General features: G+C 73.3%; 17 protein-coding genes and 1 riboswitch. Of the genes, 12 read left to right on the forward strand and 5 right to left on the reverse strand.

Features of this window, described 5'->3' with window-relative positions; translation table 11 throughout:
- The gene (pheT, locus tag ACZ7LE_RS10570; protein WP_470403213.1) at positions 1-2,553 is read left to right on the forward strand and encodes a phenylalanine--tRNA ligase subunit beta; all 2,553 of its coding nucleotides are present in this window, start codon (positions 1-3) and stop codon (positions 2,551-2,553) included.
- Positions 2,546-3,463 (forward strand): SDR family NAD(P)-dependent oxidoreductase, encoded by a 918-nt coding sequence (locus tag ACZ7LE_RS10575; RefSeq protein ID WP_470403214.1) that lies wholly within the window; start codon positions 2,546-2,548, stop codon positions 3,461-3,463. Before pheT ends, ACZ7LE_RS10575 begins: the two co-directional genes overlap by 8 nt.
- Before the next feature lie 206 nt (positions 3,464-3,669).
- Here ACZ7LE_RS10575 and ACZ7LE_RS10580 read toward each other — a convergent pair whose 3' ends face one another.
- A complete protein-coding gene (locus tag ACZ7LE_RS10580) occupies positions 3,670-4,911 on the reverse strand; it encodes a GDSL-type esterase/lipase family protein (RefSeq protein WP_470403215.1) in 1,242 nt (413 codons plus the stop codon).
- A gap of 245 nt (positions 4,912-5,156) precedes the next feature.
- Between ACZ7LE_RS10580 and ACZ7LE_RS10585 the strand changes: the two genes are divergently transcribed.
- Both ACZ7LE_RS10585 and ACZ7LE_RS10590 read left to right on the forward strand, forming a co-directional pair.
- Entirely contained in the window at positions 5,157-6,473 is a 1,317-nt protein-coding gene (locus tag ACZ7LE_RS10585) for a hypothetical protein (RefSeq protein ID WP_470403216.1), read from the forward strand.
- A 136-nt stretch (positions 6,474-6,609) separates the two neighbouring features.
- Positions 6,610-8,436 carry a glycoside hydrolase family 15 protein gene (locus tag ACZ7LE_RS10590; RefSeq protein WP_470403217.1) on the forward strand — a complete coding sequence of 609 codons (1,827 nt, stop codon included), beginning with the start codon at positions 6,610-6,612 and terminating at the stop codon, positions 8,434-8,436.
- Here the strand turns inward: ACZ7LE_RS10590 and ACZ7LE_RS10595 are convergent.
- The gene (locus ACZ7LE_RS10595; RefSeq protein WP_470403218.1) at positions 8,382-9,161 is read right to left on the reverse strand and encodes an LLM class F420-dependent oxidoreductase; all 780 of its coding nucleotides are present in this window, start codon (positions 9,159-9,161) and stop codon (positions 8,382-8,384) included. The two genes, ACZ7LE_RS10590 and ACZ7LE_RS10595, sit on opposite strands and share 55 nt — an antisense overlap.
- A 64-nt stretch (positions 9,162-9,225) precedes the next feature.
- Positions 9,226-9,318, forward strand: a riboswitch (TPP riboswitch).
- Here ACZ7LE_RS10595 and ACZ7LE_RS10600 point away from each other — a divergent pair.
- Positions 9,310-10,062 (forward strand): TenA family protein, encoded by a 753-nt coding sequence (locus tag ACZ7LE_RS10600; RefSeq protein WP_470403219.1) that lies wholly within the window; start codon positions 9,310-9,312, stop codon positions 10,060-10,062. It overlaps the preceding riboswitch by 9 nt.
- A gap of 106 nt (positions 10,063-10,168) precedes the next feature.
- Entirely contained in the window at positions 10,169-10,600 is a 432-nt protein-coding gene (locus tag ACZ7LE_RS10605; protein ID WP_470403220.1) for an SRPBCC family protein, read from the forward strand.
- A gap of 39 nt (positions 10,601-10,639) precedes the next feature.
- Here ACZ7LE_RS10605 and ACZ7LE_RS10610 read toward each other — a convergent pair whose 3' ends face one another.
- The 3 genes from ACZ7LE_RS10610 to ACZ7LE_RS10620 form a co-directional block, all read right to left on the reverse strand.
- Positions 10,640-11,398: a methyltransferase domain-containing protein gene (locus ACZ7LE_RS10610; protein WP_470403221.1), complete on the reverse strand. Its 759-nt coding sequence runs from the start codon at positions 11,396-11,398 to the stop codon at positions 10,640-10,642.
- A 146-nt stretch (positions 11,399-11,544) separates the two neighbouring features.
- On the reverse strand, positions 11,545-12,999 hold the full coding sequence (locus ACZ7LE_RS10615) for a family 43 glycosylhydrolase (RefSeq protein ID WP_470403222.1): 1,455 nt from the start codon (positions 12,997-12,999) through the stop codon (positions 11,545-11,547).
- A gap of 548 nt (positions 13,000-13,547) precedes the next feature.
- Positions 13,548-14,531, reverse strand: a complete 984-nt coding sequence (locus ACZ7LE_RS10620; RefSeq protein ID WP_470403223.1) for a quinone oxidoreductase family protein — start codon at positions 14,529-14,531, stop codon at positions 13,548-13,550.
- Positions 14,532-14,633: 102 nt separating this feature from the next.
- Between ACZ7LE_RS10620 and argC the strand changes: the two genes are divergently transcribed.
- The 6 genes from argC to ACZ7LE_RS10650 are packed head-to-tail and all read left to right on the forward strand — an operon-like array spanning position 14,634 to position 20,553.
- Positions 14,634-15,731 carry an N-acetyl-gamma-glutamyl-phosphate reductase gene (gene argC, locus ACZ7LE_RS10625; RefSeq protein ID WP_470403224.1) on the forward strand — a complete coding sequence of 366 codons (1,098 nt, stop codon included), beginning with the start codon at positions 14,634-14,636 and terminating at the stop codon, positions 15,729-15,731.
- The gene (gene argJ / locus ACZ7LE_RS10630; RefSeq protein WP_470403225.1) at positions 15,728-16,909 is read left to right on the forward strand and encodes a bifunctional glutamate N-acetyltransferase/amino-acid acetyltransferase ArgJ; all 1,182 of its coding nucleotides are present in this window, start codon (positions 15,728-15,730) and stop codon (positions 16,907-16,909) included. Before argC ends, argJ begins: the two co-directional genes overlap by 4 nt.
- On the forward strand, positions 16,906-17,823 hold the full coding sequence (gene argB / locus ACZ7LE_RS10635) for an acetylglutamate kinase (RefSeq protein ID WP_470403226.1): 918 nt from the start codon (positions 16,906-16,908) through the stop codon (positions 17,821-17,823). The genes argJ and argB overlap by 4 nt, the downstream gene beginning before the upstream one ends.
- On the forward strand, positions 17,820-19,118 hold the full coding sequence (locus tag ACZ7LE_RS10640; protein ID WP_470403227.1) for an acetylornithine transaminase: 1,299 nt from the start codon (positions 17,820-17,822) through the stop codon (positions 19,116-19,118). Before argB ends, ACZ7LE_RS10640 begins: the two co-directional genes overlap by 4 nt.
- Positions 19,115-20,044 (forward strand): ornithine carbamoyltransferase, encoded by a 930-nt coding sequence (argF, locus tag ACZ7LE_RS10645; protein WP_470403228.1) that lies wholly within the window; start codon positions 19,115-19,117, stop codon positions 20,042-20,044. Before ACZ7LE_RS10640 ends, argF begins: the two co-directional genes overlap by 4 nt.
- Positions 20,044-20,553 carry an arginine repressor gene (locus tag ACZ7LE_RS10650; protein ID WP_470403229.1) on the forward strand — a complete coding sequence of 170 codons (510 nt, stop codon included), beginning with the start codon at positions 20,044-20,046 and terminating at the stop codon, positions 20,551-20,553. Before argF ends, ACZ7LE_RS10650 begins: the two co-directional genes overlap by 1 nt.
- Positions 20,554-20,567: the final 14 nt, after the last annotated feature.

A 20,567-nucleotide genomic window follows, 5' to 3' on the forward strand; every position in this document is an offset into this window, starting at 1 on the left:
GTGCCCCTCATCGTGAAGGACTGGCTCGCGGACCACGTCGAGCTGCCCGCGGACCTCACCGCCGAGCAGCTCGCGGCCGACCTGGTGAAGGTGGGCCTGGAGGAAGAGGCGATCCACGGGGCGGCCGTGACCGGCCCCCTGGTGGTGGGTCGCGTCCTCGAGATGACCCCCGAGCCGCAGAAGAACGGCAAGACCATCAACTGGTGCCGGGTCGACGTCGGGCCCGAGCACAACGACGACGAGGGCGCGCGCGGCATCGTCTGCGGCGCGCACAACTTCGGCGTGGGTGACTACGTCGCGGTCTCGCTGCCCGGCACGGTCCTGCCCGGCCCGTTCCCGATCGCCGCCCGCAAGACCTACGGGCACGTGTCCGACGGCATGATCTGCTCGGTCCGGGAGCTCGGGATCGGCGAGGACCACGACGGCATCCTGGTGCTGACGCGGCACGGGTTCGCCGAGGAGGACCTCACCCCGGGCCAGGACGCGATCGCGCTCCTGGGCCTCGGGGAGGAGGTCCTCGAGATCAACGTGACCCCGGACCGCGGCTACGCGTTCAGCTACCGCGGCGTGGCGCGCGAGTACGCCCACTCCACGGGCGCCAAGTTCACCGACCACGGCCTGGCCACCGGCGCCGAGCCTGCGGCCACACCCGACGGGTTCGAGGTGCGGGTGCACGACGACGCGCCGATCAACGGCGTCGTGGGTTGCGACCGCTTCGTGACGCGCGTCGTGCGGGGCATCGACCCGTCCGCGCCCTCGCCCGCCTGGATGAAGCACCGGCTCGAAGGCTCCGGCATGCGGTCCATCTCCCTGGCGGTCGACATCACGAACTACGTGATGCTCGACCTCGGGCAGCCGCTGCACGCCTACGACCTGGCGCAGGTCTCGGCGCCGATCGTGGTCCGCCGGGCGACTGCCGGCGAGCGCCTCACCACGCTGGACGACGTCGACCGGGCCCTGGACACCGAGGACCTGCTGATCACCGACTCGCCCGACGGCGCGGGCAGCCGCGTGCTCGGCCTGGCCGGCGTCATGGGCGGAGCCTCGTCCGAGGTCAGCGCGACCACCACCGACGTGCTCGTCGAGGCGGCGCACTTCGACCAGATCACGGTCGCTCGGACCGCCCGCCGGCACAAGCTCCCGAGCGAGGCCGCCAAGCGGTTCGAGCGTGGTGTCGACCCGCTGCTGCCCGCCGTCGCGGCGCAGCGCGTGGTCGATCTGCTGGTCGAGCTCGGCGGCGGCACGGCCGACGCCGCGGTGAGCGACCTCGACGAGACCGGGACGCCCGCCTCGATCGCGCTCAAGGTCACCGAGCCCACCCGGCTGTCGGGTGTCGAGTACACCCCGGAGCAGGTGCGCAGCACGCTCGAGGAGATCGGCGCCGTCGTCGGGACCGCAGGCGAGGGGGTGCTCACGGTCACGCCGCCGTCCTGGCGGCCCGACCTGACCGAGCCCGCCGACCTGGTCGAGGAGGTCGTGCGCATCCAGGGCTACGGCGAGATCCCGTCGGTGCTCCCGGCGGCCACGGGCGGCCGCGGGCTCACCGCCGAGCAGCGCACGCGGCGCTCGGTCGCGCGCGCCCTGGCCGAGGCCGGTTTCGTCGAGACCCTCAGCTACCCGTTCGTGGGCACGCCCGAGTACGACGCCCTCGGGCTGCCGGCCGACGACCAGCGCCGTGTCTCGCTCCGCCTCGTCAACCCGATGGCGGACGACAAGCCGCTCATGCGGTCCAACCTGCTGGTCACGCTGCTGGAGACCGTGCGGCGCAACGTGTCGCGCGGGCTCACCGACCTCGCCGTCTACGAGATCGGGCTGGTCACCACCCCGACGGAGGGTGCCCCCGTGGCGCCGACGCTGCCCGGTGGTGTGCGGCCCACCGACGAGCAGCTCGCGGCCCTCGCGGCGGCGGTGCCCGCCCAGCCGCGCCGGGTCGCCGGTGTGCTGACCGGCAAGCGTGAGCTCGCCGGCTGGTGGGGCCCTGGCCGTGCCGCCGGCTGGGAGGACGCCCTGGAGGCCGCGCGCCTCGTGGCGGAGCGCGCGGGGGTCGACGTCGTCGTCTCGGGCGATCCCGACCGGATGCCGTGGCACCCGGGACGCTGCGCGCGTCTCGAGCTCGCGGACGGGACGCTCGTCGGCCACGCCGGTGAGCTGCACCCCAAGGTCGTCGAGGCGCTCGGGCTGCCCGCGCGGGCGGCTGCGTTCGAGGTGGACCTGACGGTCCTGGTCGGCGCGGCGTCGGGCGAGCCCGTCGTCGCCACGCCGGTGTCCGCGTTCCCCGCGGCCAAGGAGGATTTCGCCTTCGTGGTCGACGGCGACGTGCCCGCCGAGGCCGTGCGGTCGGCGATCGTGGCCGGGGCCGGCGACCTCCTGGAGGAGATCGCCCTGTTCGACGTCTTCACCGGGGAGCAGGTGGGCGAGGGCAAGAAGTCGCTCGCGTACTCGCTGCGCCTGCGCGCGGCGGACCGCACCCTGTCCGCCAAGGAGGTCCGCGCGGTGCGCGACGCCGTCGTGGAGTCGGCGTCGGCCGAGGTCGGCGCGGTGCTGCGTGGCTGACGGGTCCGTGGTTGGCGGGTCCGTGGCGGGCGCCGCTCCGGCGGCGGGCACCCCTGCGGGGGCGTCCGCCGCCGTCCCGCCCGCACGGACGGCGCTCGTCACGGGCGCCTCGCGCGGCATCGGCCGGGAGATCGCACTGGGTCTCGCGCGAGCAGGGGTGCACGTCGCCCTGCTCGCGCGGGACGCGGCGCGGCTCGAGTCCGTGGCCGCGGAGGTCCGGGCCGCCGGGGTCGACGCCGTGGTGCTCACCTCCGACGTGTCCGACCCGGCGGCGGTACGTACCGCCGTCGAGCAGGCGCAGGACGCGTTCGGCTCGATCGACCTGCTGGTCAACAACGCGGGCGCCATCGAGTCCGAGCACCCGCTGTGGGAGGCCGACCCCGACGAGTGGTGGTCGGTCTTCGAGACCAATGTGCGCGGGCCGTTCCTGTTCAGCCGCTGGACGGTGCCGGGCATGATCGCGCGCGGCGGGGGCCGGGTCGTCGACCTGGCCTCGGGCGCCAGCTCGCACGAGATGCGCGGCGGCAGCTCGGCGTACAACGCGAGCAAGACCGCGCTGCTGCGGATGGGCGCCAACCTGCACGACGACGGGTTCCGCCACGGGATCAGGGTCTTCGAGCTGGCCCCCGGCGTCGTGAAGACCGACATGTCCACGGGCATGACGCTCCACGAGGGCCGTACCGAGTGGACCCCCGTCGAGCGCGTGACCGACGTGGTCAACGCGATCGCGGCCGGCGAGCTCGACATGTGCTCGGGCTGGTTCCTGCGGGTCTCGGACGACACGCCCGAGTCCCTGCGGACTCGGGCAGCCGAGGCCGCCGAGCAGGGCGCCGAGGGCACCGCGCGCCGCCTGCGCGTGCTCCCGGCCGGCAGCAGCGACCCGCTGGAGCGCGCCCTCACGGGCCGCTGACCAGCCCTCATGACTTGCTGAAGCGGGCCCTCAGGGCCCGCTGACGTGAGCCCTGACACCCCGGCTGACCCGGCCCGTCCTCACTGACCCGGCCCGTCCCGGCCAACCCGGTCGCACCCTCTCTTTCGAGGCCCGGGTTTCTTCGCTTTGAGCCGACTCAAAGCGAAGAAACCCGGGCCTCAAAGGTGATGAGGGTGACCGCGACGTCAGTGTGCCGAGCGCACCGCGCGCGCGAGACGTTCCAGCGGCACCGACCGGGCGATCGCCGTCTGGCCCGCGATGTTCGCGTGCACCCCGTCCCCGCTGTCGTAGGGCGGGTAGATGGAGTTCGGGTTGACCGGGTCGCGCAGCACGGCGTCGAAGTCGAACACCCCGTCGCAGGTTCCCGAGCAGTTGCCGCCGGCCCGGACGAAGTCGTTCACGACGGCGCGCCGCGCGTTCTGCTCGGCCGTGTAGCCGGGACGCGGCGTGATCGGCGTGACGAAGACCTTGATCCCGGCCGCCCGCAGGCGGGCGAACGTGTCCCGGTAGGCCGCGAGGATCGTCTCGGCGCTGCAGTTGTTCGCGAGGTCGTTGGTGCCGTAGTAGTAGATCACCGCCCGGACGCGGTGCAGCGCGAGCACGTCGCGGTCCAGGCGCGAGACGCCGTCCAGGCCGCCGGCTCCGCACGCTGGCGCCGCCGTGGTCCCGGCGATCCCCTCGTTGACGACGGCGACCTGACGGGAGGCGGGCAGCTCGTCCACCACCCGCTGCGCGAGCGTGTCGGTCCAGCGCTGGAACACGGCCGGCGGCGGGCAGCCGGTACCGCAGTTGTCCGCGCCCACGCCGTCGACCACCGAGCTGCCGTAGGCGACCACGGTCCCAGTGACGTCGGGGCCGAGCACGTCCACGGCGCTGACCAGGTAGGTCCAGCCGTGCGTGTCGGGGAAGCCGGCGCCCGAGGTGTCGGCAGTCGTGTTGCCGCCGCCCGCGGCCGAGAAGTAGTTGGTGCGGCCGGCCAGGTCGTGGAGCATCATCCGGGTCGGGTTCGCGAGGTAGAAGCTCACGGCCAGGTCGTCCAGGGCGGACGTGGCCAGGTTCACCGGGTCGCTCCAGACCTCGCCGCCCGCCGGGACCGACACCGTGGGCGATCCGCCGAAGGTGACGGTGCGCAGGGTCTCCGGCCGCACGGCCGCGCCCCCGGCGCTCAGCCCCGCGGTGGTCGCGTTCACCACCAGGGGAGCCGTGCCGAACTGGTTCTGCAGCCGCACGCGCAGCGCGGAGCCGCCCTGCGTCAGCCGGGTCACGACCCGGACCGACCGGTTCTGGAACGTCTCCGGGCTCAGCCCGGAGCTGCGCTGCTGTGACTGCGTCCACGACGTCGACCACTCGTCGGCATCGGGCGCGGACGCGCCGGCTGTGACACTCCCGCCGACGGCGACCCCGGCCGCCGTGACGAGCGTGATCAAGGTACGTGCAAGGTCTCGGAACACCATCGGTCCACCCGCTCCGTTGCTCGAGTCGTCACTGATCGAGTACGTGGCGCGGCGCACCGTGCGCCCCGCCAGGCGGAACGCCCGCCAGACGGAACGTATGACCCGGGCATCCGACTGTCAACGCTGTCATCGCCCGATCGGGTGACTTTTTGCTGGCGGGCGGGCGTGCCCGCTCCTACGGTGTGCAGGCAACCGTCCCCTCGTGCAAGGAGACCATCATGCGCCGTCGTCGCCGCTCCGCACTCGCCGTCGCGAGCCTCGGGCTGGCCGCCCTGCTCGCCACCGCGGGTCAGGCCACGGCAAGTCAGGCCATCGCGAACCAGACCCCGTCCGCCCAGGCCGGGCAGGCCGGGCAGTCCGACCAGGCCGGGCAGTCCGACCAGGCCGGGCAGTCGCAGGCCGCGCTCGCGGCCGCCGCGACCCCGCTCACCGCGAGCAACTTCCGCTACACGCTGTCGCAGACGTCGTCCTCCCTGGTCAGCGCGCTCGACTCGGCGCTGCCGAACGTGTCCATGGGTGCGGTGGCCGACGACGCGAACCGCACCCCGAGCTGCGGCAGCGCCCCGTCGGTCACGAACCGCACCGCCTACTACTGCTGGAACGCGGGTGACCAGGACACGGACGCCTGGTACCCGCAGGGCATCACCACCAGCTCGGACGCGTACGCCGAGGGCACGTACGACGGCAAGCGGATCAACCTGGTGAGCTGGTACGACCACGCCGAGGACGGGATCGACAAGGGCGTCCGCGTCAGCGTGTCGAACCTGTCGGCGAGCGCCTCCGCCCCGCCGTACCGGCACATCCTGCTGGTCGAGCCGAGCGGGACGGCGAGCGCGCCGTCGTTCAAGGCTGTGAACGTCCATGCGGGCGGCATCATGTGGTACGGGAACCTGCTGTACGTGGCGGACACGAGCGGCGGTTTCCGGGTGTTCGACCTGGACCACCTGTGGCAGGTCTCGACGGGCGACTCGTCGGCGATCGGGCGGCAGTCGGACGGCTCGTACCAGGCCTTCGACTACAAGTACGTGCTGCCGCAGACGGCGAAGTTCACTGACTCGACGGCGGGCGGGTACGCGCAGCTCCAGCACTCCTCGGTCTCGCTGGACCGGACGAGCACGCCGGACTCGGTGGTCGTCAGCGAGTACCGCAGTGCGGCCGACGTCGACGCGGGCGCGCAGGTCCGGACGATCCGGGTGCCGATCGACTACACGAACCGGTTCCTGAAGCCGGCGTCGGACGGGATCATCAAGGCGACCGAGGCCTACCGGACGGACCTGGAGAGCGTGCAGGGTTCGACGGCGATCAACGGTGAGTTCTTCTTCTCGCAGAGCGACGGCTCCGACCACTCGGACCCGAACTCGGACGGTGACCTGCACACGTTCGTGGCGCCGTCGGGTTCGATCGTGCGGCACGGGAACGCGCTGACCGTGGGGGCGGAGGACCTGTCCTACGACCCGACGCGGGACTATCTGTGGTCGCTCGGTGAGTACCCGGGCTACCGGTGGGTGTACGCAGCGGACGCCTCGTCGTTCTGAGCCTCGACGCCGCCACCCGCGCACGTGTCAGACGTACAGGTCACCCGCGTGACCTGTACGTCTGACACGTGAGTGAGGGTGGGCGGGCGCGTGTCGTGTGCTGTTCAGCGGGTCGGGCCGAACCTAGGGTGGTCCCGTGACGCGTCGCATCGAGGACTACGGGATGGTCGGTGACCTCCAGACCGCCGCACTGATCGGCCGGGACGGATCGGTCGACTGGATGTGCCTGCCGCGTTTCGACTCGCCGGCGTGCTTCGCCGCGCTGCTCGGGGACGAGCGGCACGGGTCGTGGCGCCTGGGCCCGACGTCGGGCGGCGACTGCACGAGCCGGCGCTACCGGGACGGCACGCTGATCCTGGAGACGGAGTGGGACCTGCCCGAGGGCCGGGTCCGGGTGGTCGACCTGATGCCGCCGCGCGGTGACGAGGCCGATCTGGTCCGGATCGTCGAGGGCGTCAGCGGCCACGTCCCCATGACCACCGAGCTGCGGCTCCGGTTCGACTACGGGAACATCGTGCCCTGGATCACCCAGGACGGGGACGCGCTGCGGGCCGTCGCGGGCCCGGACTCCGTGCGCATCGACTCGGTGGTCCCGATGGCGCACGAGGGGTCGACCGACGGGGCGGTGCTGCGCGCCGAGTTCACCGTGGGGCCCGGCGACCGGGTGCCGTTCGTCCTGAACTACCACGCGTCCCACCTGGAGACCCAGGACCCGGTGGAGCCGTACGCTGCGTTGCGCGACACCGAGGACTTCTGGCAGTCCTGGCTCGAGGGCTGCAGCTACACCGGGCAGTGGCCCGACGCCGTGCACCGCTCGCTCATCACGCTGAAGGCCCTCACCTACGCCCCGACGGGGGCGATCGCGGCGGCGGCCACGACGTCGCTGCCCGAACAGCTCGGCGGCACCCGGAACTGGGACTACCGGTACTGCTGGCTGCGCGACGCCGGGCTGACCCTGCAGGCGCTGATCGGCACGGGCTTCATCGACGAGGCGCGCGAGTGGCGGGCGTGGCTGCTGCGCGCGGTGGCGGGGGACCCGGCGGACCTGCAGATCATGTACGGGCTCGACGGCCGGCGGCGGCTGCCGGAGTACACGCTCGACTGGCTGCCCGGTTTCGAGGGTTCCGCACCGGTGCGGATCGGCAACGACGCGGCGAGCCAGCTCCAGATCGACGTGTGGGGCGAGACGCTGGATGCCCTGCACCAGGCGCGCGAGGCGGGGCTGGAGCAGGACCAGGACGTGTGGCGGCTGCAGCGGGCGCTGCTGGAGCACCTCGAGGAGCACTGGGACGACCTCGACAACGGGCTCTGGGAGGTGCGGGGCCCGCGCCGCGCGTTCGTGCACTCGCGCGTCATGGCCTGGGCGGGCTTCGACCGGGCCGTCCGCGCCGTCGAGAAGTACGGCCTGCCGGACGAACCCGTCGAACGCTGGCGCGCCGTGCGCGACCGGATCCACGACGACGTCTGCACCCACGGGTTCGACGCCGAGCGGAACACGTTCACGCAGTTCTACGGCTCGGACGGGCTCGACGCGGCGCTGTTGCTGATCGGCCAGGTCGGCTTCCTGCCCTGGGACGACCCCCGCGTGGTCGGCACCGTGGACGCCGTGCAGCGCGAGCTGGGTCAGGACGGGCTGCTGCGGCGGTACCACAACGAGGCCGACGACCGGGTGGACGGCCTGCCCGGCGCCGAGGCGACGTTCCTGGTGTGCAACTTCTGGCTGGTCGACGCGCTGCACGGCATCGGCCGGGTCGACGAGTCCGTCGCCCTGTTCGAACGACTGCTCGCCGTGCGCAACGACCTGGGCCTGCTCAGCGAGGAGTACGACCCGGCCACCGGCCGGCACCTCGGCAACACACCCCAGGCGTTCAGCCACCTGGGCCTGGTCAACAGCGCGCTGCGCCTGGGTCAGCCCCGCGCGTCGCGCCAGGCGACCCAGTCCGTGACGGTCGACAGGTCGTAGTCCGGGCCGGTCACCCCGACGGTGAACAGGCTGACCCCGGCCGCCACGAGGGCCGCACCCTCCTGAGCGGGCGAGCCCTGCGCCTGCACCGAGCGCTCGACCAGTGCAGCGGTGTCGCGCCCGACGGCGGCTCCGTGCTCGTCGAGGATCGCCGACTTGCTCGTCAGGGTCGGCAGGTCGCCGAACGAGTGCCAGATGTCGGCGTGCTCGGCCACGATCCGCAGCGTCTTGCGCACGCCGCCGCCGCCGATCAGGACCGGGATCTCGCGCGACGGCGCCGGGTTGCCGGCCGCCAGTCGGGCCTTGATACGCGGCATCGCGTCGGCCAGGCTCGCGATGCGCGAACCGGCCGTGCCGAACTCGTAGCCGAACTGGTCGTAGTCCTTCTCGAACCAGCCCGCGCCCAGCCCCAGGATCAACCGCCCGCCGGAGATGTGGTCGACCGTGCGGGCCATGTCCGCCAGCAGGTCGGGGTTGCGGTAGCCGATGCCGCTCACGAGGGCGCCGATCTCCACGCGCTCGGTCTGCTCGGCCCACGCGCCGAGCATGGTCCAGCACTCGAAGTGCTTGCCGTCGGGGTTGCCCCGCAGCGGGAAGAAGTGATCCCAGTTGAAGATGATGTCGACACCCGCGTCCTCGGCGCGGAGCACCGCGTCACGCAGGGCGGAGTAGTCGGCGTGCTGCGGCTGGAGCTGGACACCGATGCGGATCGGGCGGTCTGTCATGGCGGCAGCCTACGACCCGCCAGGCCGGGCAGCCCGCGGCCCGCTCGATCCGGTAGCGTCTGCCGCACGTGACACGGGGTGCCCTGCCAGGGCTGAGACCACACCCGTCGAACCTGATCCAGATCATGCTGGCGAAGGGATGTCCACCGTGACTTCTTCTGTTGTCCCCGTTTCCACCCAGACCCCGTCCGGCCCCGCCGCCGTCCGCCCGTTCACCGAGGAGGCGTGGGAACGCATCGCGGGCTGGCGCGACGCCGTCGAGCACATGCCGTTCGTCAAGGCGCTCGCGGACGGCTCGCTGCCCGCCGAGTCCTTCGCGTTCTACCTCGCCCAGGACGCCGCCTACCTGCGCGAGTACTCGCGCGTCCTGGCGCGCGCCGCGCAGGTGGCGCCCGACCCGGCCGCGCAGGGCTTCTTCGCGCGGTCGTCCGTGACGGCGCTGGAGGTCGAGACGGCGCTCCACCGCGACTGGCTGGGCGCGCACGCCGGGCTGGCGGCGGGCGACGTCGCCGCGGTCGAACCGTCGCCCGTGACCGCGGCCTACACGGGCCACCTGCACGCCGCGGCGTCGGGCGGCTACGCCGAGACCGTCGCCGCGCTCCTGCCCTGCTACTGGCTCTACGCGCACGTCGGGAGCGTGCTCGTGGACCTGGCCGGACGCCGCCCCGGCGGCCTGGCGGGCCACCCGTACGCGACCTGGATCGGCACCTACGGCGCCGAGGCCTTCCAGGAGTCGACCCGGCAGGCCCGCCGGCTGGCCGACGACGCGGCCCGCTGGGTCTCCCCGGACGAGCGCGCGCGCATGCTGCGGGCGTTCGAGATCTCGTCGGTGCACGAGTACCTCTTCTTCGAGCAGGGCCTGTCCGCCCCCACCTGGCCGACGCCGCCCGTCCGGGCCTGAGGCTCGTCGGCCTCGAGCGTGTCGGCCGGGCGCGAGATCGCGCCCCGAGGTCGAGACTAGGGGGTGACGCCGGCCGCCGGCGTCACCCTTCAGGACAGGAGCACCGATGCCGAGCTACAGCACCACCGCCGTGATCGACGCCTCGCCCGAGGCCGTCTGGGCGGTCTTGTCCGACGTCGAGCACATGCCCGACTGGACGTCGTCCATGACGTCGGTCGAGATCATCGACGGGCCCAACCCGCCGGACGTCGGCTCGCAGGTGCGGATCGAGCAGCCCAAGCTGCCGCTCGCGATCTGGCTGATGGACGAGTGGGACCCGCCGCGCCACTTCGCGTGGATCAGCGAGGCGCCGGGCCTGACCACGCAGGCGGAGCACCTGGTCGAGCCCCTGCCCGACGGCCGCTCCCGCGTGACGCTCGCGATCACGCAAACCGGCTCGCTGGCCTGGCTGCTCGGCAACCTGGTGCGGCGGCGCACGCGGCGGTACGTCAACACCGAGCTCGCCGGGCTCGAGGCCCGGGTCACCCAGCAGGGCTGACGGCGCGCGCCGTCAGCCGCCAGCTGGGTGGGCGCCGCCTCAGACCCGCGTGGCCACCGCGAACACCCGGCGGAACGCCAGCGGCGTGCCGTGCGGGTGCTCGGGGTACGCCTCCCGGAGCGCCGCGCCGAACTCCGCCTCGAACCGGGCGCGCAGGGCCGCGTCCTTCGCCTCCAGCGCCTGGAGGGTGGGCTGGGCACCGGTCGCCGAGATCCAGCGCAGCACCGGGTCCGGCCCTTGCAGCACGTGCGTGTAGGTGGTCTCCCATGCGTCGACGGTCCAGCCCGGCCGGGCCAGGATCGCCAGGTACTCGCCCGGGTCGGCGGTGGCCCGCCGCTCGACCGGCCCGACGACGTCGGCGAACGGCGCGCGGGCGGCGACCTCCCGCAGGAGCCGGTGGCTGGGCGCGTCGTGGTTGCCCGGCACCTGGAACGCGAAGGTCTGCGCGGCGCGGTCGGCAAGCGTCGTGAGGAGCTCGCGGTGCCCCGGGACCCACTGCAGCGCGGCGTTGCTGATCACGAGGTCGGCCGTGTGCCCGTCGCTGCTCAGGTCGGCCAGCACGTACTCGGTGGCCGGGTCGGCGGCGCGGGCCTCGGCGATCATGGCGGGGGAGGCGTCCACCCCGGTGACGCGGGCCTCGGGCCAGCGCGCGCGGAGCACGGGGGTGAGATGACCCGGGCCGCACCCGAGGTCGACGATCGTGGCGGGCGTGCCCGGCACGCGGGCGACCAGCTCCGTGAACGGCCGCGACCGCTCGTCCGTGTACTGCAGGTAGGCGCCGGGGTTCCAGTCGGCCATCACAACTCCTCGCCGTCGAGTATCTTGACGTCAAGATACATCACGGCGGGCCGGGCGGGACGCCGGCGTGCGCCGCAGCCCAGCGATTGCGCCCGGAACGGTGATGGTTTCGGGCACGATCGCCGGGCTGCGGTGGCCGGCGTCGGCTAGGCGACCTCGATGTAGTCCAGCTCCGTGAACGCCGTCCCCTTGCCCAGCCGGATGGTGTTCCAGCCGGCCTGCAGCGTGATGTCCTTGCTGGACTGCTGCCAGTTGTCCCAGCCGGTGATCGGGTAGCTGATGGATCCGGCCGACGCCCCGTTGACCGTGACCGTGTGCGACGCAGTCACGGCCGAGCCGTTGGCGTAGCCCACGTGCAGCGTGTAGCTGCCGGACGTCGGCACGTAGATCGAGCCGACGTCGACCCAGCTGTCGGCGTGGTCGATGTACGCGGCGACCTTGCCGTCGGACGCACCGGCCGCGTTCTCACGGACCGTGCAGTTGTTCAGGGTGCCGCGCTCGGCCTCGTAGCGCACCCGGCTGCCGCGCACCACGGGGTTTCCGTTCGCCCAGCCGAGGTCGGCGACGTACATGCCGCGCCCGCCCGCGTCCCGGTGCCCGTGGAAGACGAGCTTGTCGCCCCCGGCGTCCCGCAGCACGTCGGCGCCTCCCGGCCCGGACACCGCCCCGTCGAGCGAGTCCGTGGTCATGAGGAACCGGAACGCCTTGGTGTACGGGCCGGTGAGGGAGCTGGCCACCGCGTAGTTCGTGCCGTACGAGTTGGTGCTGTACGGGCCCGCCGAGTAGAAGAGCACGTACTTGCCGCCCACCTTGGTCACGACGGGCGCCTCGATGATGCCCGCCTCGTCGGCCCGGTCGTTGCGCAGCACCTGGGTGGCGCCGCCCTGGAAGGTGATGCCGTCCGCGGCCACGCGCTGCACGTGGATCCAGGTGGTGGCGCCGATGGCGTTGCCGTCGTTCTTCCACAGGATGTACCGGGTGCCGTCGGTGTCGACGAAGCTGGACGCGTCGATGGCGCCGCCGTCGGCGAGCGGGCAGATGAGCGGCTCGCTGCCGACCGGGGCGAAGGGGCCGCCGGGGGAGTCGGCCAGGGCCGCGCCGATGCACTGCCGCCCCGACGCGGTGTGCCACGCCGTGTAGTAGAGGAGGTACTTGCCGTCGGCGCGCTGCGAGACGTCCGGCGCCCAGGTGCGCCCGGTCTTGGCCCACGCGCCGAGGGTCGGCAGGGCGTCGGTGGACTGGAACGTCCACGGACCGTCCGGGTCGGGCGCGGTGGCCCAGGGCAGGTTCTTGCCCTGGTTGGTGGCGTACGCGTAGTAGGTGTTCCCGAACTTCGACACGTCGGGGTCGGGGAAGTCGCGGTCGAGCACGAGGTTCGGGCGGACGGTCGTCTGGACGGAGGCGTCGCCGTCGGGGGCGGTCGCGGAGGCGGCGACGGGTGCGTCGGCGACGGGTGCGAACTCCGCGGGGGTGGCGACGGCGGGGGCGACGTCGGCGGCCGGTGCCGCGACCGCGGGAGCGACCGCGAGGACGCCGGTGGCGAGGGCGGCGGCCGCCGCACCGGCGACAAGCTTGAGCGGGCTGAAGCGGGGAAGTACCACGTTGAACCTCCGAGCTGGAACGAACCGGACGGGTGAATTGTCGCCAGTGTGCGGATCGCTGTAAAGCCCTGGGGGTGCGCGAGGGCTCAACAGGTCCAACGTTGGATCGGTTCGACGCCGGCCGGGTCTAGGCCGGGCTCGACCGTCCGCGGCGATTCCGCGCGGGCGCAGGCGCGGGCGCGGGCGCGGAGGTCGGGTGCTGATGCTGCCGGCTGCCGGCTGCCGGCGGCGGGCTGTGGGTAGCCGCGCCGTCGGCAGTTTGCGGCGCTGTCGGCAGTTTGCACCGCAGACTCGGCACTTTGCTTCGAGGTCGGCACAGCCCTGTGCCGACCTCGAAGCAACGTGCCGACCGCCCCATGCTGCCGACCGCCCCATGCTGCCGACAGCCCTACGCTGCCGACCGCGCCCCGCACAGTCGGCCGCACTCCGTGCTGCCGGCCGTGGCCGCCCCATGAGATCGGTCGGGTGCCTTGAGACCGGTCCATCGACGGACCGATCTCGACGCAACCGACCGATCTCAGCGCAAACGGCCCAACGGCCGCGCGGCCTCATGGCACCAGCAGCACCTTGCCCGTCGTCGCCCGGGACTCCAGGGCCTGGTGCGCCTCGCCCGCGTCGGCGAGTGGGTAGGTGGCACCGATGCGGACGTCCAGGTCGCCCGACGCCGCGGACGACAGCACCTCCGACGTGCGCCACTCCAGCTCCGCGCGGGTGAGGGCGTAGTGCGCGATCGTCGGTCGGGTGAGGTACAGCGAGCCGCCCCTGTTCAGCCGCTGCGGGTCGAACGGCGGCACCTGGCCCGACGACCCGCCGAACAGCACGAGCATCCCGCGCGGGCGCAGCGAGGCCAGCGACGCCTCGAAGGTGGTCCGACCGACGCCGTCGTACACCACGTGCATGCCCTGGCCGTCGGTCAGCTCGCGCACGACCGCAGGCAGTTCGGCGGTGATGTCGTCCATCGCGGCGTAGTCGATGGTGTGGGACGCGCCGGCCGCGGCGGACAGTGCCGCCTTCTCCGGCGTCGAGACCGTGGTCACCACCCGGCCGCCGCGCGCGACGGCGAGCTGGGTGGCCAGCAGCCCGACGCCGCCCGCGCCCGCGTGCAGCAGCACGTCGTGCCCGGGCTGCACCTCGAACGTGGACCGCACGAGGTAGTGCGCCGTGATGCCCTGCAGGGGGAGCGCGGCGGCGGTGGTCAGGTCGAGGCCCTCGGGCACGTGCACCACACCGGCGGCGTTGACAGCGACCAGCTCCGCGTACGAGCCGCGCCCGTCGTGCCAGGCCACGCGGTCGCCGACGGCGAAGCCGGTGACGCCCTCGCCCACCGCCTCCACGGTGCCCGCGCCCTCGGCGCCCACCACGTGCGGGTACTCCATCGGGTACACGCCCGCACGGCGGTAGGTGTCGATGAAGTTGACGCCGGCCGCGGCGACGCGGAGCAGGAGCTGCCCCGGTCCGGGTTCCGGGTCGGGGAGCTCGGTGTACGACAGGACCTCGGGGCCGCCCGCCTCGCGGGCTACGACTGCACGCATGAGCCGAGCCTACGTCGCGCGCGGCGGAGCCCGAGGGCGCGCCGCCTGTCCGCGGTCCGGGACGGGTTTCGCCCCGCTGCATAACTATGTACACTACCGAATATGTCCAGCAGCCAGCTCATCCGAGTCGCCGTCGCGGGCGCTTCCGGCTATGCGGGCGGGGAGGTCCTGCGCCTCCTCGCGGCCCATCCCTTCGTCGAGATCGGCACCCTCACCGCGCACGCGAGCGCCGGTTCGAGCCTCGGCGAGGTCCAGCCGCACCTGCGCGGCCTCGCGCACCGCATCCTGGAGCCCACCACGCCCGACACGCTCGCCGGCCACGACGTCGTGGTGCTCGGCCTGCCGCACGGCGCGTCGGGCCAGGTCGCCGCCCAGCTCCCGGACGACGTCCTGGTCATCGACCTGGGCGCCGACCACCGGCTGGAGTCGGGGGCCGACTGGGAGCAGTTCTACGGCTCGACGCACGCGGGGACCTGGCCCTACGGGATGCCCGAGCTGATCCACGCCGAGGCGTCTGCTGCCGATGGGACCGCGGCCGACCTGGCGTCCGCGGCCCGCCAGCGCGACAAGCTGCCCGGAGCGCGCCGCATCGCCGTGCCCGGCTGCAACGTCACCGCGGTGACCCTGGGCCTGCAGCCCGGTGTCGCGGCGGGGGTGGTCGAGGCCACCGACATCGTCGCGGTGCTGGCCAACGGCTACTCGGGCGCGGGCAAGGCGCTCAAGCCGCACCTCCTGGCGAGCGAGGCGCTCGGTTCGGCCCAACCGTACGGCGTGGGCGGCACGCACCGCCACATCCCGGAGATCCAGCAGAACCTGCGGGCCGCCGGCGCGCCCGAGGTGGGCATCAGCTTCACACCCACCCTGGTGCCGATGGCGCGCGGCATCCTCGCGACCGCGACTGCCCGGCTGGCCCAGGGGGCCGACCCGGAGCAGGTCCGCGCCGCGTGGGAGGCCGCCTACGCCGACGAGCCGTTCGTGCACCTGCTGCCCGAGGGGCAGTGGCCGAGCACCGCGATGACGCTCGGCGCCAACACCGCCCTGGTCCAGGTCGCCGTGGACGCCGCCGCCCGCCGGGTGGTCACGGTCACGGCCATCGACAACCTGGTCAAGGGGACCGCGGGTGCCGCGGTCCAGTCCATGAACCTCGCCCTCGGCCTGCGCGAGACCGCCGGCCTCATCACCGAAGGAGTCGCCCCGTGAGCGTCACCGCGGCACAAGGATTCCGGGCTGCCGGCGTCACCGCCGGCCTCAAGGCGTCCGGCAACCCCGACCTGGCCCTCGTGGTCAACGACGGTCCCGAGTTCGCCGCCGCCGCGGTGTTCACGAGCAACCGCGTGGTCGGCGCGCCGGTCATGTGGTCGCGACAGGCGGTGAAGGGCGGCGCCGCCCACGCCGTCGTGCTCAACTCCGGCGGGGCCAACGTGTGCACCGGGCCGGGCGGGTTCCAGGACGCGCACGCCACCGCGGAGAAGGTCGCCGACGAGCTCGGCATCGGCGCGATCGACGTGCTGGTGGCCTCGACCGGACTGATCGGAGTGCGGCTCGCCGCCGACAAGCTGCTGGCGGGCATCCCCGTGGCCGTCGGCGAGCTCGCGGCCGACGACGCCGCCGGGCAGGCCGCCGCCACCGCCATCATGACCACCGACACCGTCGCCAAGACGGCGGTGCGCACCGTCGAGACGCCGTCGGGCACCTTCACCGTGGGCGGCATGGCCAAGGGCGCGGGCATGCTCGCCCCCGCCCTGGCGACGATGCTCTGCGTGGTGACCACGGACGCCGTCGTCCCCGCCGCGGACGCGGACGCCGCCCTGCGGGCCGCCACGCGCGTCACCTTCGACCGCGTCGACTCCGACGGCGCCATGTCCACCTCGGACACGGTGGTGCTCATGGCGTCGGGCGCCTCGGGCGTGCCCGCTGACCTGGCGGTGCTCACCGAGGCCGTCACGGCGATCTGCGCGGACCTCGCGCGGCAGCTCGTCGCCGACGCCGAGGGTGCGTCCCACGACATCGCGATCACCGTCACGAACGCGACCACCGAGGACGCCGCGCTGGCCGTGGCCCGCGCCGTGAGCCGGTCCAACCTGGTCAAGGCCGCGGTCTTCGGCAACGACCCGAACTGGGGCCGCATCCTGTCCCAGGTCGGCACCGTGCCCGAGGACGTCGCGCCGTTCGACCCGGAGCAGCTCGACGTGAGCGTCAACGGCGTCATGGTCTGCAAGGCGGGCGGCGCCCATGAGCCCCCCGAGAAGGTCGACATGGCCGCGGCCCGCGAGGTCACCTTCACCGTCGACCTGCACGCCGGCGACGCCGAGATCACGCTGTGGACCAACGACCTCACGCACGACTACGTCCACGAGAACAGCGCGTACAGCACATGAGCAGCGACATCGTGAACGGGCTGCGGCCCGACCAGAAGGCCGAGGTGCTCATCGAGGCCCTGCCCTGGTTGCAGGAGTTTTCCGGCGCGCTCGTCGTGGTCAAGTACGGCGGCAACGCCATGATCGACGCCGAGCTCAAGGCCGCCTTCGCGCAGGACATGGTGTTCCTGCGGCAGGTGGGGCTGCGGCCCGTCGTCGTGCACGGCGGGGGACCCCAGATCAACGCGATGCTCGACCGCCTCGGCATCGAGTCGGAGTTCAAGGGCGGCCTGCGCGTCACCACGCCGGAGGCCATGGAGATCGTGCGCATGGTCCTGACCGGCCAGGTCAGCCGGGAGCTCGTGGGTTTGATCAACGCCCACGGTCCCGTCGCCGTCGGCCTGTCCGGGGAGGACGGCGGCCTGCTCGGCGCCCAGCGCCGGCACGCGGTCGTCGAGGGCGTGCCCGTCGACGTCGGCCTCGTGGGCGACGTCGTGCAGGTGGACCCGCGCGCCGTCGAGGACCTGCTGGAGGCCGGGCGCATCCCCGTGGTCTCCACGATCGCGCCCGACAAGGACGACCCCACCCAGGTGCTCAACGTCAACGCGGACACCGCCGCCTCCGCGCTCGCGGTGGCGCTCGGCGCCAAGAAGCTCATCGTGCTGACCGACGTCGAGGGCCTCTACACGAACTGGCCCGACAAGGGCTCGCTCGTCGAGCGGATCACGGCGCCCGAGCTGGCCGAGCTGCTGCCCACCCTGCAGGCGGGGATGGTGCCCAAGATGGAGGCATGCCTGCGGGCCGTCGAGGGCGGCGTGGGTGCGGCGACGGTCATCGACGGACGGCAGCCGCACAGCGCGCTGCTGGAGGTCTTCACCACGCGGGGCAACGGCACGATGGTGGTCGCGGGACCCGAGGAAGGAACGGACGCATGAGCACGGTGATCCCGGCCGACGAGAGCGCGGCGCTGACGGCCGACGGCTCCGTGGCCGCATGGACCCAGCGGTACACGGGCGCGGTGATGGACACGTTCGGCCCGCCGCAGCGCGTGCTGGTGCGCGGCGAGGGCGCCTACGTGTGGGACGCCGACGGCAAGCGCTACCTCGACCTGCTCGCGGGCATCGCGGTGAACGCGCTGGGCCACGCGCACCCGACGCTGACGGCGGCGATCAGCGCGCAGCTCGGCACGCTCGGGCACGTCTCCAACTTCTTCGGCACGCCGGCCCAGATCGCGCTGGCCGAGACGCTGCTGCGCGTGGCCGAGGCGCCGGAGGGCTCGCGCGTGTTCCTCACCAACTCGGGCACCGAGGCGGTCGAGGCGGCGTTCAAGATGACGCGCCGGGTCGCGACGTCGTCCGGCGTGGGCACGCGCACGCGCGTGCTCGCCCTGGAGGGCGGCTTCCACGGCCGGTCGATGGGCGCGCTCGCGCTGACCGCGAAGGCCGCGTACCGCGAGCCGTTCGAGCCGCTCCCGGGCGGCGTCGAGCACCTGCCGTTCGGTGACCTCGCGGCCCTGGAGGCCGCGTTCACGCCGCAGTCCGTCGCCGAGCACGGCGAGGTCGCGGCCCTGGTCGTCGAGCCCGTGCAGGGCGAGGCCGGCGTGCGCCCGCTGCCCCCGGGCTACCTCGCGGCCGCCCGCCGCCTGACCCGGGCGCACGGCGCGCTGCTCGTGCTGGACGAGGTCCAGACGGGCGTCGGCCGGTGCGGTTCGTGGTTCGCCTACCAGCAGCCGGAGATCGGCGGCGGCATCGTGCCCGACGTCGTCACGGTCGCCAAGGGCCTCGGCGGCGGCTTCCCCGTGGGCGCGGTGATCGCGTACGGCGACGCCGCGCGGCTGCTGGGCCGCGGCCAGCACGGCAGCACGTTCGGCGGCAACCCCGTGGCCTCGGCCGCCGCGCTCGCGACGCTGGGCGTGATCGAGCGCGACGGCCTGCTGACCAACGTGCGCGAGGTCGGGGCCCTGCTGCGCCAGGAGATCGAGATGTGCGGCAGCCCGCTCGTCAAGGAGGTCCGCGGCCGCGGGCTGCTGCTCGCCGTCGTGCTCAACGAGCCGGTGGCGCCCCAGGTGGCCGCTGCCGCCCTGGAGGCCGGACTGATCGTCAACGCGGTGGCGCCGGACGCGATCCGCCTCGCCCCGCCCCTGATCCTGACCGCGGAGCAGGCCACGGAGGCCGCCCGCTTCTTCGCCACGCTGGTCGAGCCTGTCGAGACCGAGGAGACCCCCGCATGACCCGCCACTTCCTGCGCGACGACGACCTGACGCCCGCCGAGCAGAAGGCCGTCCTCGAGCTCGGCCTCGCCCTGCGCGCGGACCGGTACGCGAAGCGCCCGCTGGAGGGCCCGCGGGCCGTCGCGTTCATCACGGACAAGCCGACGCTGCGCACGCAGGTGTCGTTCGCGGTCGGGATCGCCGAGCTCGGCGGGTTCCCGCTCGTCGTGGACGGCCGGCTGGCCCAGATCGGCGTGCGCGAGTCCGTCGTGGACACCACGCGCGTGCTCGACCGGCAGGTCTCGGCCATCGCGTGGCGCACCTTCGGGCAGGACCGCATCGAGGAGATGGCGTCCGTCTCGCGCGTGCCGGTGGTCAACGCCCTGACCGACGACTTCCACCCCTGTCAGATCCTCGCGGACCTGCTCACGGTGGCGCAGCACCGGGGGCTGGCGAGCCTGCCCGGCACCACGTTCGCGTACGTGGGCGACGCCGCGAACAACATGGGCAACTCCTACCTGCTGGGCGGCGCGACGGCCGGCCTGCACGTGCGGATCGCCGGCCCGGAGGGCTACCTGCCCGACGCAGCCATGGTCGCCCGGGCGACCGAGATCGCCGCGACCACGGGCGGCTCGGTGACCGTGACGACGTCCGCCAAGGAGGCCGTGGCCGGGGCGGACGTCGTAGCCACCGACACCTGGGTGTCGATGGGCGACGAGGCCGAGGCCGAGGCGCGGTCCAAGCCGTTCTGGGACTACCAGGTCAACGCGGAGCTGCTCGCGGGCGCCGCCCCGGACGCGCTCGTGCTGCACTGCCTGCCGGCCTACCGCGGCAAGGAGATCACCGCCGACGTCATCGACGGGCCGCAGTCCGTGGTCTTCGACGAGGCCGAGAACCGCCTGCACGCGCAGAAGGCGCTGCTGGCCTGGCTGCTGGAGCAGGGCTGATGGTCGCCCGGCAGACCGCGACGACGGCGACGACCAAGGCCGCCCGACACGCCCGGATCACCGCCATCGTGACCCGCAACGCCATCCACTCCCAGGCCGAGCTCGCCGACGCCCTGGCCGCGGACGGCGTGAGCGTCACGCAGGGCACGCTGTCGCGGGACCTGATCGAGCTGCAGGCCGAGAAGGTGCGCGGCTCGGACGGCACGCTCGTCTACGCGGTCCCCGGTGAGGGCGGGGACCGCAGCGCGCAGTCCGACGCGAGCGAGGAGTACCTGTCCGCGCGGCTGGCCCGGCTCGCCAAGGAGCTGCTGGTCTCGGCCGAGTCGTCGGGCAACCTCGTGGTGCTGCGCACCCCGCCGGGGGCGGCGAACCTGCTGGCCTCGGCCATCGACCACTCCGTCTTCCCCGGGATGCTGGGGACGATCGCGGGGGACGACACGATCCTCGTGATCGCGCGCGACGCCGACGGCGCCGCCCTCGCCAACCGCTTCCTCGCGCTCAGCGCCTGAGAACCCACAAGAAT

The sequence above is a fragment of the Promicromonospora sp. NPDC110617 genome (assembly GCF_055598465.1).